At 73.2% G+C, this 12,481-nt stretch carries 11 protein-coding genes and 1 pseudogene; 7 read left to right on the top strand and 5 right to left on the bottom strand.

The window, feature by feature from the left end; all coding sequences use genetic code 11:
- The first annotated feature begins 96 nt into the window (after positions 1-96).
- Positions 97-1,584: a leucyl aminopeptidase family protein gene (locus tag ACK8GG_RS03110; protein ID WP_440355480.1), complete on the top strand. Its 1,488-nt coding sequence runs from the start codon at positions 97-99 to the stop codon at positions 1,582-1,584.
- Positions 1,585-1,604: 20 nt separating this feature from the next.
- Here the strand turns inward: ACK8GG_RS03110 and ACK8GG_RS03115 are convergent, their stop codons facing one another.
- Positions 1,605-2,192, bottom strand: coding sequence for an O-methyltransferase (locus ACK8GG_RS03115; RefSeq protein WP_440348349.1), 588 nt, complete (start codon positions 2,190-2,192; stop codon positions 1,605-1,607).
- Positions 2,193-2,501: 309 nt separating this feature from the next.
- Between ACK8GG_RS03115 and ACK8GG_RS03120 the strand changes: the two genes are divergently transcribed.
- On the top strand, positions 2,502-3,788 hold the full coding sequence (locus ACK8GG_RS03120) for a S1C family serine protease (RefSeq protein WP_440355481.1): 1,287 nt from the start codon (positions 2,502-2,504) through the stop codon (positions 3,786-3,788).
- A 74-nt stretch (positions 3,789-3,862) separates the two neighbouring features.
- Complete coding sequence (locus ACK8GG_RS03125) at positions 3,863-4,282, top strand: twin-arginine translocase TatA/TatE family subunit (RefSeq protein ID WP_440348347.1); 420 nt, start codon at positions 3,863-3,865, stop codon at positions 4,280-4,282.
- 103 nt (positions 4,283-4,385) lie between these two features.
- Here ACK8GG_RS03125 and ACK8GG_RS03130 read toward each other — a convergent pair whose 3' ends face one another.
- Genes ACK8GG_RS03130 through ACK8GG_RS03140 form a run of 3 tightly spaced genes read right to left on the bottom strand, consistent with a single transcriptional unit; the run spans position 4,386 to position 7,427 of the window.
- Positions 4,386-5,531: an Mrp/NBP35 family ATP-binding protein gene (locus ACK8GG_RS03130; RefSeq protein WP_440348346.1), complete on the bottom strand. Its 1,146-nt coding sequence runs from the start codon at positions 5,529-5,531 to the stop codon at positions 4,386-4,388.
- Positions 5,532-5,575: 44 nt separating this feature from the next.
- Entirely contained in the window at positions 5,576-6,142 is a 567-nt protein-coding gene (locus ACK8GG_RS03135; protein WP_440348345.1) for a DUF1003 domain-containing protein, read from the bottom strand.
- Complete coding sequence (locus ACK8GG_RS03140) at positions 6,135-7,427, bottom strand: magnesium transporter MgtE N-terminal domain-containing protein (RefSeq protein ID WP_440348344.1); 1,293 nt, start codon at positions 7,425-7,427, stop codon at positions 6,135-6,137. The genes ACK8GG_RS03135 and ACK8GG_RS03140 overlap by 8 nt, the downstream gene beginning before the upstream one ends.
- Before the next feature lie 33 nt (positions 7,428-7,460).
- Here ACK8GG_RS03140 and ACK8GG_RS03145 point away from each other — a divergent pair, with 33 nt between their 5' ends.
- Together ACK8GG_RS03145 and ACK8GG_RS03150 are read left to right on the top strand one after the other, a co-directional pair.
- A complete protein-coding gene (locus ACK8GG_RS03145; RefSeq protein ID WP_440354156.1) occupies positions 7,461-8,330 on the top strand; it encodes a PhzF family phenazine biosynthesis protein in 870 nt (289 codons plus the stop codon).
- 23 nt (positions 8,331-8,353) lie between these two features.
- Positions 8,354-8,863, top strand: a complete 510-nt coding sequence (locus ACK8GG_RS03150) for a hypothetical protein (protein WP_440355482.1) — start codon at positions 8,354-8,356, stop codon at positions 8,861-8,863.
- Positions 8,864-8,993: 130 nt separating this feature from the next.
- On the opposite strand, the pseudogene ACK8GG_RS03155 reads toward ACK8GG_RS03150, so the two are convergent.
- Positions 8,994-9,554: pseudogene (locus tag ACK8GG_RS03155) on the bottom strand (HAD family hydrolase); the annotation flags it as partial.
- 237 nt (positions 9,555-9,791) lie between these two features.
- Here ACK8GG_RS03155 and ACK8GG_RS03160 point away from each other — a divergent pair.
- Positions 9,792-11,999 (top strand): APC family permease, encoded by a 2,208-nt coding sequence (locus ACK8GG_RS03160; RefSeq protein WP_440354154.1) that lies wholly within the window; start codon positions 9,792-9,794, stop codon positions 11,997-11,999.
- Between the two features lie 49 nt (positions 12,000-12,048).
- Entirely contained in the window at positions 12,049-12,471 is a 423-nt protein-coding gene (locus ACK8GG_RS03165) for a VOC family protein (protein ID WP_440354153.1), read from the top strand.
- Positions 12,472-12,481 lie beyond the last annotated feature (10 nt).

Raw genomic sequence — 12,481 nt, forward strand, 5'->3', positions numbered from 1 at the left:
CTTGCTACCGGCCCTGGGTCCCGGTGACCCAGGGCCGGTACTTCCTGTAGAGCGCGCTGCCCCCCACCGCGCAATTCGAAACATGTGGAGGTAGGCGTGCTCGCCATCAGACTCGTGACGGACCCCGCCGAGCGGGATCCGCTCGTCCTGCCGGTGCGCCCCGCAGGCGACGCGCAGGAGCATCCCGAGCTGGTCGCGGTGGCCCGGCCACCCGCCACCGAGCTGGCCGACGAGGCCACGGCACTGCTGTCGATGGCGCGGTTGACCGGCGAGGCCGGCGAGACCCACCTGACGCTGCGCCCCGGGCGCGCGCCGAGCCGGCTGGTCCTGCTCGGTGTCGGCGACGGCGGCGACGGCGATTGGCGGCGCGCCGGAGCCGCGCTCGCCCGCGCCACCGCACATGAGACATGTATCACTATGTTGATGCCGGTCGATGTCACCTCGGAGGCGCTCGGCGCGCTCGCCGAAGGGCTCTGGCTGGCGTCGTACCGTTTCCGGATGCCCCCGACGGCGCAGCGCCCCGCCGACGGTGACGACGAGGCCGACGGGCCGGCCGAGGTCGTGCTCGTCGTGGCCGACCCGCAACAGCACCAGGCGGCCCTGGAACGCGCCCGGATCACCGCCGAGACCACCCGGCTGGCCCGCGACCTGACCAACATGCCGTCCTCGGTCAAGTGCCCGCAGTGGTTCGTCGAGCGGATCCGCCCCGAGGCCGAGCGGGCCGGACTGACCGTCACCGTCCGCGAACCCGGGCAGCTGGCAGCCGAGGGATTCGGCGGCATCCTCGCCGTCGGCGGCGGCTCCGCCCGCGGCCCGCGGCTGCTGGAGCTGAGCTGGGCGCCGGAGAACGCCACCACCCACGTCGTCCTCGTCGGCAAGGGCATCACCTTCGACACCGGCGGCATCTCCATCAAGCCGCGCGAGGCGATGGTGCTGATGCGCAAGGACATGGCCGGCGCCGCCGCCGTCGTCGCCGCCACCCTCGGCGCCGCCGCGATGAAACTGCCGGTACGGATCACCACGCTCGCCCCGCTCGCCGAGAACATGGTCAGCGGCACGGCCTTCCGCCCCGGTGACGTGGTGCGCCACTACGGGGGCATCACCAGCGAGACCACCAACTCCGACGCCGAGGGACGGCTGGTGCTCGCCGACGCGCTGGCGTACGCCGTCAGCGAGCTGCGGCCGGACCTGGTGGTGGACCTGGCGACCCTGACCGGCGCCAACGCCGTCGCGCTCGGCAAGCACACCGGCGCCCTCTACAGCGACGACGACACCCTCGCGGCAGGTTTCCTCGCCGCTGCCGACGCCGCCGGCGAGCGGGCCTGGCGGCTGCCGCTGCCCGCCGACTACGTGCCCTACCTGCGCAGCGACATCGCCGACCTCTACAGCGCCCCCGTTCAGGGTGCGGGCTCGGTGACCGCCGCGCTCTTCCTGCGCGAGTTCCTCGGCGACCTGCGGGAGCGCTGGCTGCACGTGGACATGTCCGCGCCCTCCTGGGCCTACGGCGACCAGCACGAGCTGGTCTCCGGCGCCACCGGCTGGGGCGTGCGGTCGCTGCTGCGCTGGCTGCCCGACCTCGCCTGAGCCCGCCGGCCGGCGTCAGGTCAGCACTTGACGGCGGTGAGCAGGCCCGCGCCGAGCGGCAGCAGCGCCGGCACCCAGTCGTCGGACTCCCGCAGCGCCTTCAGCGTTTCGCGGATCGTCAGGGTGCGCACGTCCCGGGCCGACGGGTCGACGACCCGGCCGTCGGCCAGGGCACCGTGGACCGCCAGCACCCCGCCCTGGCGCAGCAGCCGCAGCGCGGCCTCCACACAGACGGCGAACTCGGTGGCGTCGGCGTCGACGAAGACCAGGTCGTACGCGCCGTCGGCGAGCCGGGGCAGGACGTCCAATGCGCGGCCGGTGATGATCCGGGTGCGTCCCGGCGGGATGCCCGCCTCGGTGAAGATGCGGCGGGCGATGCGCTGGTGCTCGGACTCGACGTCGATCGTGGTGAGCACCCCTTCGGGTCGCATGCCGCGCAGCAGCCAGAGCCCGCTCACCCCGATGCCGGTGCCGATCTCCACGACCGCCCGGGCGCTGCCCGCGGCGGCGAGCAGCCGCAGCATCGCCCCGGTGCCCGGACTCACCGCGGTCAGCCCGACCTCGTGACTGAGGTTGCGGGCCGTCCGCAGAACAAGATCCTCTGGCACGTACGTCTCGGCGTACTGTGACGCCGGGGCGTTGGACGCGCCGAAGGAGCTGGCGGCCGTCGTGATGGGGCACCTCCGGAGGACGGGAAGTGGCGCGGAGTGAGCATGCGGGTATGAGCCTAGAGGCGGTGCTGCGCTGCCGCAGCCGCGAGATGGTCAGGAGTGGAGCGCCCCTCGGGGGAAGAGCTGACCGCTTCCTTGCGTGACGTGTCATCCTGGATGGACCCGGAACTGGACATCGCGGCAGGATCGACGTGAGCCGCGCGAGCTCCCCGGCCAGATTCGACGGGACGCAGGGAGGCACCGCACGTGACCGACGGCTGGAACCAGCGCCGGCCCGGCTCGGCGTACCCGCCGGCAGGGCCGCCGCCGCCGGGGTCGTACCGGCCCGGGGGCGACGCCTCACCCTGGTGGTCCGCCGAGGCGCCGCGCGACCCGTGGCGGGACCCGTACTCCCCGGCCGCCGTGGTGATCGACACCGTGCCGCCGCCGGGCACCCGTGACCCCGAGCCGGTCGTCGACCCGGACGCCCCGCGGCCGCGCGGCACCGGCCCGTACCTGCTGGTCTCGCTGGTGACGGCGCTGCTGGCCGGGCTGATCGGCGGCGCGCTCGGCTACACGCTGGCGGTCCGTGACGGCGCCGCCGGGTTCCCCCTCGGCACCGCCCCGGCCACCGTGCCGAGCGCGGTCACCCGCCCCGCCGACTCGCTGGCCGGGGTCGCCGAACGGGTCCTGCCCAGCGTGGTGACGATCAAGGTCCGTACCTCCGGCGGGGGCAGCGTCGGCTCCGGCTTCGTCGCCAGCAGCGACGGCTACTTGATCACCAACGACCACGTCGTCGCCAACGCCTCGGGACCGCTGACGGTCACCTTCCACGACGGCACCAGCGCCGCCGGTACGGTCGTCGGGCAGGAACCGGAGTCCGACATCGCGGTGGTGAAGGTCTCCCGCACCGGACTGACGCCGGTGGAGTTCGGCGACTCGGACGCGCTGGCCGTCGGCGACCCGGTGCTGGCCTTCGGCGCGCCGCTGTCGCTGTCGAACACCGTCACCGCCGGCATCATCAGCGCCGTCGACCGGACCATCGAGTCCGGCGAACGGGGCGGCCAGGGCTACTACGCGGCGATCCAGACCGACGCCGCGGTCAACCAGGGCAACTCCGGCGGACCACTGGTCGACGCCGCCGGCCGCGTCATCGGGGTGAACACCGCGATCAGTTCGCTCGCCGCGGACCGGGAACAGGCGGGCAACATCGGCCTCGCCTTCGCGGTGCCGATCAACCAGACCCGCCGGATCACCCAGGACATCATCGCCACCGGCAAGGCCCGCCGGACGGTGATCGGGGCCCAGGTCGGCGATGCCGGCTCCGGTGGGGGCGTACGGCTCAGCCGGGTCGACGGGGCCGGCCCGGCGGCAGGCGCGGGGCTGCGCGCCGGTGACGTGGTGCTGCGCTTCGCCGACCGGCCGATCGAGGAGCCGGGTGACCTGATCGCCCTGGTCCGCAAGCACGCCCCCGGTTCGGTGGTGACGGTGGAGTACCGCCGCGGCGCGGAGCGGCGCACCGCAGCGGTCACTTTGGCAGCGGACGTGAATTAACCCGATCGCCCCTGCCGTGGCCCCCTGGACGTTGCGTACGCTGGGCAACGTCGGTGATGAGGAGGACCTCGGCGGTGTTCAACAATCTGGGCTGGCCGGAGACGCTCTCGCTCCTGCTTCTCGCGCTGCTGATCTTCGGGGACCGGTTGCCGAAGGTGATCGGCGACGGGTTGCGGATGGTGCGCAAGCTACGGCAGATGGCGACCGAGGCCACCGGCGACCTGAGCCGTGAGCTCGGCACCGACATCAAGCTCGAGGACATGCACCCCAAGGCGTTCATCCGCAAGCACGTCCTGAGCGAGGAGGACGAGCAGGCGCTGCGCAAGCCGCTGGAGGGCGTCTATCAGAACCTGCGCAGCGACGTGCAGGGCGTCCGCGACGAGGTGCAGCAGGTGACCTCCGCGGCGGACCTGCGCCAGCGCGGTGCCCCGGCCACGACCACGCCGGCGACCGCGGCGGGCAGGCCCGCCGGGTTCGACCTCGACGCGACCTGACCCTCGGCGCCCGCATCGCCACCTGAGACCACGCTCACCCGCGACTGGGACAGCGACGGCCCCCACCAACTGGTGGGGGCCGTCGCCATGGGGTGTCAGGGGGTCAGCGACCGCTGGGCTTGAGGCCGAGCGGCTTGCCGACCAGCGACTCGCGCCGTACGGCGAGCCGGTCGGCGATCTGGTTGAGGGCCACGGCGGCCGGGGCGCTCGGGTCGGCCACGACGACCGGGCGGCCGTTGTCGCCGGCCTCGCGGACCCGGGTGTCGAGCGGGATCTGGCCCAGCAGCGGCACCTGCGCGCCGATGGTGCGGGTCAGCGACTCGGCGACGCTCTGGCCACCGCCGGCGCCGAAGACCTCCATCCGGGTGCCGTCGGGCAGCTCGAGCCAGGACATGTTCTCGATGACGCCGACGACCCGCTGGTGGGTCTGCAGGGCGATCGCCCCGGCCCGCTCGGCGACCTCGGCGGCAGCGGCCTGCGGGGTGGTGACGACCAGGATCTCGGCGTTGGGCAGCAGCTGCGCCACGGAGATCGCCACGTCGCCGGTGCCCGGGGGCAGGTCCAGCAGGAGCACGTCCAGGTCGCCCCAGTAGACGTCGGCGAGGAACTGCTGCAGGGCGCGGTGCAGCATCGGCCCGCGCCAGACCACCGCGGCGTTGCCGGAGGTGAACATGCCGATGGAGATGACCTTCACGCCGTTCGCCTGCGGCGGCATGATCATGTCTTCGACCCGGGTCGGGCGGTCTTCCGCGCCGAGCATCCGGGGAACGGAGTGGCCGTAGATGTCGGCGTCGACGACCCCGACGGCCAGGCCACGGGCGGCCAGCGCGGCGGCGAGGTTGACGGTGACGCTGGACTTGCCGACGCCGCCCTTGCCGCTGGCGACCGCGTAGACGCGGGTGCGGGAACCGGGCTGGGCGAAGGGGATGACCGGCTCCGCGCCGCCGCCGCCACGCAGCTTCGTCTGCAGCTCCTGGCGCTGCTCCTGCGTCATGGAGCCGAAGTCGATCTCGACACCGGTGACCCCGGGCACCGCGCTCACCGCGGCGGTGATGTCGGCGCGCAGCTTGTCCTTGAGCGGACAGCCGGGCACGGTGAGGAGCAGTTCGACGCGGACCACGCCGTCGTCGCCGACCACGGCCGACTGGACCATGCCCAGTTCGGTGATCGGGCGGTGGATCTCGGGATCTTCGACGGTGGCCAAGGCGGCCATGACGGCATCCTCGACGGTGCTGGCAGGTGCAGACATGTACGCCATGCTACGTCGCGGGCGTCGGCCGTCGACCGCTGCCGTCAGCTCTCGCCGAGCGGATCGCCGATCTCGCCGCGTCGTTCCGGCGGCACCCGCTCCCACTGCCGCTGCTCGAGTCGTTGCCGGCGCTCGTTCGCCGCGTCCAGCTCCTCGGCCATCCGGGCCAGCTCCGAGCGGAGGAAGTCGCGGGTGGCGACCTCGCCCATGGCGATCCGCAGCGCCGCGATCTCCCGGGCCAGGTACTCGGTGTCGGCCTTCTGCATCGCCGCCCGGCGCCGGTCCTCCTCCATGGCCAGCCGGTCCCGGTCGGCCTGCCGGTTCTGCGCCAGCAGGATCAGCGGGGCCGCGTACGAGGCCTGCAGCGACAGCATCAGCGTCAGGAAGGTGAAGGTGTACGGGTCGAAGCGCCAGGACGCCGGGGTGAGGGTGTTCCAGATGAACCAGAAGAGGATGAAGATCGTCATGTAGACGATGAAGGCGGCCGTGCCCATGCCGCGGGCGATCCCCTCGGACCAGCGGCCGAAGGTCTCGGGGTCGAGCCGGGGCAGCCGGACGCGGCGGAGCTCTCGCGGCTGGTCCAGCCGTGGCGCGCGTCTCGGGTCAGCCATGCCGTCTTCCTGCCGCGGGAACCTCTTCGTCGAAATGCTCGTTGGCGATCGCGTCGCGTTCGCGCCAGTGCAGCGGCAGTGAGTGGTCCAGGACGTCGTCGACGGTGACGGCGCCGACCAGCCGCCCGGCGGCATCGATCACGGGCATCGCCACAAGATCGTATGTCGCCATCCGCCGGGTGATCTCCGGCAGGGGGGTGCTCGGCTGCAGCGGATCGATGTCGTTGACCACCAGCCCGCCGAGCAGGTCGGCCGGCGGCTCGCGCAGCAGTTGCTGGAAGTGCACCATGCCGAGGTAGCGGCCGGTCGGGGTGGCCATCGGCGGCCGGGCGACGAAGACCTGTGCGGCGACGGCGGGGGAGAGCTGCGGTTCGCGGATGCGGGCCAGCGCCTCGGCGACCGTCGCGTCCGGCGCCATGATCACCGGCTCGGAGGTCATCACGCTGCCGGCGGTGCCGGGGGTGTACTTCAGCAGCTGCCGCACCGGGTCGGCCTCGTCGGGCTCCATCAGGTCCAGCAACACGTCCTGCTCCGGCGGGGGGAGCTCGTTGAGCAGGTCCGCCGCGTCGTCGGGGTCCATCTCCTCCAGCACGTCGGCGGCGCGTTCCCGGCCCAGCGCGGTGAGGATCTCGACCTGATCGCTCTCGGGCAGCTCCTCCAGCACGTCGGCGAGCCGGGAGTCGTCGAGCGCGGCGGCGACCTCGTTGCGGCGCGAGTCCGGCAGGTCCTGGAGCGCGTTGGCCAGGTCGGCGGGGCGCAGGTCGGCGAGGACGGCGAGCAGACCCCCCACTCCCTGGGCCTCCGGCAGCCCGGTGAGGCCGCGTACCTGCAGCCACTCCACCTGGCTGACCTGCCCGCGACGGCTCAGCCGCCCGGTGTGCTCCCGCACCGCCACCCGCGACAGCGACCACTCGCCGCCGCGGCCGCACTCCATCGCCACGTCGACGACCACCGCGGCCTGACCGTCCGGGTCGATCGTCACGTGCCGGTCCAGCAGGGTCTCCAGCACCAGCAGCTCGGAGGGGCGCTTCTCGAACCGGCGCAGGTTGAGCGTGCCGGTGCCGAGCACCACCGCTTCGGCGTCGATGGAGGTGACCCGGTTGATGGAGAGGAAGATCCGCCGGCGCATCGGCATCTCCGCGACCAGCCCGACCACCTCCGGGGGCTGGCGGCCCACCCGGATCCGCGCCACCGCGTCCCGGACGCGCCCCACCTGGTCGCCGTTCGGATCGAAGACGGCGACTCCGGCGAGTCGGGCGATGTAGACGCGGTTGGCTGTGCTCACGGACACCAGCCTAAGCGCCTAGGGTTTATCAACATGTCGACCTTGTCCTACGAGATTGTGGACGTCTTCACCGACCGGCCGTTCACGGGGAACCCGCTCGCGGTGGTCTTCGGCGCGCAGACGCTGGACAGAACGCAGATGCAGCTGCTCGCCCGGGAGTTCAACCTGTCGGAGACGGTCTTCGTCCTGCCGCCGACGCAGGCCGGGGCCACCTACCGGGCCCGGATCTTCACCACCCTCACCGAGCTGCCGTTCGCCGGGCATCCGAGCATCGGGGCGGCGGTGACCGCCGTACGCCGCGGCATGCACCCGGCGGGCCGGCTCACCCAGGAGTGCGCCGCTGGTCTGCTCCCGCTCGAGGTCGACCGCGACCAGGCCCGTCTCACCGGCGCCGCGCCCACCCTCGGGCCGGAACTGGACGCGGAGCCGCTGCTGCAGATGGTCGGTCTGGACCCGGCCGACCACGCCGGCCCGCCCTGCCGGGTGGCCGGCTGCGGACTGGAGTTCCCCTATCTGCCGGTGCACCCCGACGCCGTGGCGCGGGCCCGGCTGGACCCGCTGACCGCCGCACGCCATGGCATCGAGCACCTCAGCGTCTTCTCCTGGGATGCGCAGAGCCAAACCGCCCACGCCCGGGTCTTCGTGCCCGGGGCGGGGATCGACGAGGACCCGGCGACCGGATCGGCGGCGCTGGGGCTCGGTGTCTGGCTCGTCGCCACCGGCCTGCTGCCGGGGGAGGGGACCTCGGCGTACTCGATCCGGCAGGGCCTGGAGCTCGGCCGGCCCTCCGAACTCACCTGCACCGTCACTGCCCGTGACGACATGGCTGTGGCGAGCAGCGTCAGCGGCCATGTGGTGCCGATCGCCCGCGGTGAGATCGACGTACCGCCCTTCGTCGGCTGACCTTTGCGCCGGCGTGGGGCAGGATGGACGCTGTGACGGAGACGATGGAGTCGCCACTGGTGGCCGAGGCGATCAAGAAGGCCGCGGTGGCGTGGGTCAGCATCGACGACGGCCCGGCGTACGCGCTCTGGTGCCTGCCGGTGGAGGGCGCGCTCTATGTCGTCAGCGGGCCCGGTGAGCAGTCCGCCCCGGGCCTTGCCGAGGCGCAGACGGCAGCGGTGACGCTCCGTGGTGACCACGGCGGCCGCATCGTGACCTGGCCAGCGGCGGTGACGCGGGTGGAGCCCGACGGCGAGCAGTGGCAGGAGATCGCGCATCAGGTGGCGGCGAAGCGGCTCAACGCCCGCGGCAGCATCAGCGACCTGGCCCAGCGGTGGGCTCGGGAGTGCGTGCTGACCCGGCTGGCGCCGTTGGGCCTGCCGACTGCCGGGGAATCACTGCCGGACGGCTCGCTGGCCGCCGCGCCCCGCCCGACGCCGGCGGCACGGCGGACGGCCAAGCCGTTCCGGCTGCACCGGGTCCGTCGCCGCTGACCGGCGCCCCGGTGTCGATCATCCCGACCACCTCGCCGAGGCTGGTCAGGGTCGGTCCGTGCCATCCCGGTTCACTGTCGTAGACCAGATGCCAGGCCAGGTCCGGGGCGGCCAGCCGGACCGCCGTCATTCCGATGCCGCGCGCGCCGCTGAGCTCCCGGCTGCCCCCGTCGCCGACGTAGAGGCACTGCGCGGCCGGCACCCCCAGCGCCGCACAGGCGGTGAGATAGAGCAACGGGTCCGGCTTGCAGCGCCCCACCTCGACGGAGAAGACCCGGGTGTCGAGCAGCGGCGCCACCGGCAGGTCCGCCAGCAGGCCGGGCACCTCGTGGGTGCAGTCGCTGATCACGCCGGTCTGCAGGCCGCGGGCGCGCAGCGCGCGCAGCGTCGTCACCGCGTCGGCGCGCAGCCGGGTGTCGTCGCGGACCGCCGCCCGCCGGGCCCGCACGGCGGCGTGCAGCGCCGCCTCCGATGGGCGTACGCCCGTTCGGTCGCAGACCCAGCGCAGACAGTCGGCGGCGTTCCCGAGCCGGCCGCTGGCGCGCAGGAAGTAGGACTCGTCCAGAGCGGTGGCGAGTGAGTCCGGGGTGCAGCCGAGCAGATCGGCGACCGCACGGTGCCGCGCCCCGCGGGCCACGGCGTGGGTGAGCGTGCCGAAGAAGTCGAAGAGGACCGCGCGGTAGGCGGGCATCGTTGAACGCCTTTCCGAAAGGGTGAGGGCGGGATGGACGCGGCCCGGAGGTTCGATCAGCTTAGATGCGATGTCGCCTGTGCGTGGTCCCGTGCCCACTCTCGGTGAGGGTGCGCGGCCGTACGCCGGTTGCCGCCGCGCGGGGCGGAGGTGGCATTTGCGGTAAACCGCCGCTGCGTGAACCGCGGCCGTGGCCTGATGGAGGGGGCAGCGGCAGAGCGGCGAGGGGCGGTGCGGATGGCCGGAGGCGAGCGCCCGGCGGCCGAGGCGACGGCGGAGCCCGCCGGCGGCGCCGACGTGGTGCTCAGCCCGCTGGCGGAGTTCCCGCCGTTGAGCGAGGAGGAGCTGGCGCTGCTACGCGGCATCGGCGCGCACTGGGACGGCGCCGCGGCCCCTTCCGGCCTGCCGGTCGACCCCACCCTGGGCCGGTACCGGCACCCGCCCGCACCGGGCCGGTTCGGCCGGCTCGCCCCGGTGCGGATGTTCCACCCGCAGCGCCCCGGCGAACTGGTCGCCGCGCCGCCCGCCGCCGAGGACGCGTCCCGGCTGGGACGTTGGCTGACCCCGGTCCGGCGCACGGTCCTCGGACCGCCGCTGAGCAGCGCCGCTGTCGTCTACGAGCGGATGCGCAAGCTCGTCGCGTTGCCGGTGCTCTCCTCCGATCTGCTCTCCTCGGTGGCGTACGGGCCGGAGGCGATGTTCGCGGTCCTGGTGCTCGGCGGTACGGCGGCGCTCGGCCTCTCGCTGCCCATCGCCGCCGCGCTGATCGTGCTGATGATCGCGATCGGGGTGTCGTACCGGCAGACCATCGCCGCCTATCCGCACGGTGCCGGGTCGTACCTGGTGGCGAGCGACAACCTCGGCCCGCGCTCGGGGCTGGCGGCGGCCGCCGGGCTGATGATGGACTACATCCTGACCGTCTCGGTCTCGGTGGCCGCCGCCGTCCACGCGCTCGTGTCGCTGCTGCCGGGGTTGGCGCCGCTGACGGTGCCGATCGGTGTGCTGGTGATCCTGGTGCTGCTCGGCGGGAACCTGCGCGGCGTGCGCTCCTCGGGCCGGCTCTTCGCGCTGCCGACGTACCTCTTCCTGCTGGCCCTGGTCGCGCTCCTGGCCGTCGGCCTGGCGCAGGCCGGGGCGCGCGGCTTCACCCCGCTGCCACCGCCGCCGGTGCCAGCGGCCGAAGGGGTCGGTCTGCTGCTGGTGTTGCGGGCCTTCTCCTCCGGGGCGGTCTCGATGACCGGGGTGGAGGCGGTCTCCAACGCGGTCCCGGTCTTCCGCCGTCCGGAGTGGCGCAACGCCCGCACCACGCTGACCTGGATGATCGCCATGCTGGTGGTCTTCTTCATCGGGCTGGTGCTGCTGAGTCACCTCAACGGAATCGTCCCGACCGCCGACGAGACGATGATCTCCCAGTTGGCCCGGCACGTGTTCCCGAGCGGTCCCTGGCGGGGGCTGATCCTCGCCGCGACCGCGCTGATCCTGGCGCTGGCGGCGAACACCGCCTTCAGCGACTTCCCCCGCCTGCTCTTCTTCGTCGCCCGGGACGGGTACGCGCCGCGGCGCTTCCTGCACATGGGGGACCGGCTCGCCTTCGGCAACGGGCTGATGGCGATCGCCGTGCCCGCCGCGGTCATCTTCGTGGTCTTCGGCGGGCAGACCCAGAAGCTGGTCCCGCTCTACGCCGTCGGGGTCTTCCTGGCCTTCACCCTCTCCCAGACAGGGATGGCGGTGCACTGGTGGCGTCACCGCGGCCGGCACTGGCGAAAGAAGCTCGGCATCAACGCGTTCGGGGCCGGGCTCGCCGGGGTCGTGCTGCTGATCGCGGCGGTGACGAAGTTCGGCGAGGGCGCCTGGGTGGTGGTGCTGACGGTGCCGCTGCTGATGCTGCTGGCGTCGCGGATCCGCGCGCACTACGACGTGGTGCGCCAGGAGCTGGCGCTGCGCCCACCCGCCGGCGACGCCGGCCCGATCACCGTCGGCCCCGCCGCCGCGCCGGCGGTGGACGACGGCGGCGGTGAGGCCGAGGAGCTGCCCCAGCAGGTACGTCACCTGGTGGTGGTGCCGGTGGCCCGGCTGAATCTCGCCTCGCTGCGGGCGCTGGCGTACGCCGCCTCGCTGCGCCAGCCGATCTTCGCCGTGCACCTGAGCCCGGAGGAGGCCGAGGCGCAGCGGTTCCGGCAGCAGTGGCAGGTCTGGGGCGACCATGTGCGGCTGGAGACGATCGTCTCGCCGTACCGGGCGATCGTGGCGCCGCTGGCGCAGTACCTGGCCGCACTGCACGCGGCCCGGCCGGATCTGGCGCTGACGGTGATCCTGCCGGAGGTGATCGTGCGGCGCCGCTGGCACCAGTTGCTGCACAGCCGTACCGAGCACCGGCTGCGGCAGGCGCTGCGGGAGCTGCCCGGTGTGGTGGTGACGACGGTGCCGGTGCACCTGTCGCGGTGACCGGCGGTTCCTGCCCGGTTTTGTCGGTGCGCGTACCTAGCCTGAACCGATGGCACACGACTTCCAGCTCACCGTTGATTCCGCGCAGCCGCACGACCAGGCCGACTGGTGGGCCGAGACCCTCGGCTGGCAGGTCGAGCCCTCCGACAAGGCATTCATCCAGCGGATGGTCGACGAGGGCCAGGCCTCGCCCGAGGACACCACCCGCCACCGCGGGGTCCTGGTCTGGGCGGCCGGCGCCGCCCTGCGGCATCCGGACAACGGCCGGCGGATCCTGTTCCAGCAGGTGCCGGAGGGCAAGACGGTGAAGAACCGGCTCCACCTGGACATCGAGGTCGGCGCCGAGCAGGTCGAGTCGGTCGCCGCCGAGCTGACCCGCCGCGGCGCGACCTTCCTGCACAACGGCCGGCAGGGTCCCTTCTCCTGGATCACCATGGCCGACCCGGAGGGAAACGAGTTCTGCATCTGCTGAGGCAGCCGCC

The organism is Melissospora conviva, from assembly GCF_049523535.1.
Classification (GTDB): Bacteria; Actinomycetota; Actinomycetes; order Mycobacteriales; family Micromonosporaceae; genus Melissospora; species Melissospora conviva.

What these genes read in the sequence shown, in the direction of transcription:
- ACK8GG_RS03160 (WP_440354154.1), top strand. Translation starts at nt 9,792, where the DNA reads ATGGCCGGAGGCGAGCGCCCGGCGGCCGAGGCGACGGCGGAGCCCGCC.
- ACK8GG_RS03145 (WP_440354156.1), top strand. Translation starts at nt 7,461, where the DNA reads ATGTCGACCTTGTCCTACGAGATTGTGGACGTCTTCACCGACCGGCCG.
- ACK8GG_RS03135 (WP_440348345.1), bottom strand. Translation starts at nt 6,142, where the DNA reads ATGGCTGACCCGAGACGCGCGCCACGGCTGGACCAGCCGCGAGAGCTC.
- ACK8GG_RS03165 (WP_440354153.1), top strand. Translation starts at nt 12,049, where the DNA reads ATGGCACACGACTTCCAGCTCACCGTTGATTCCGCGCAGCCGCACGAC.
- ACK8GG_RS03130 (WP_440348346.1), bottom strand. Translation starts at nt 5,531, where the DNA reads ATGTCTGCACCTGCCAGCACCGTCGAGGATGCCGTCATGGCCGCCTTG.
- ACK8GG_RS03150 (WP_440355482.1), top strand. Translation starts at nt 8,354, where the DNA reads ATGGACGCTGTGACGGAGACGATGGAGTCGCCACTGGTGGCCGAGGCG.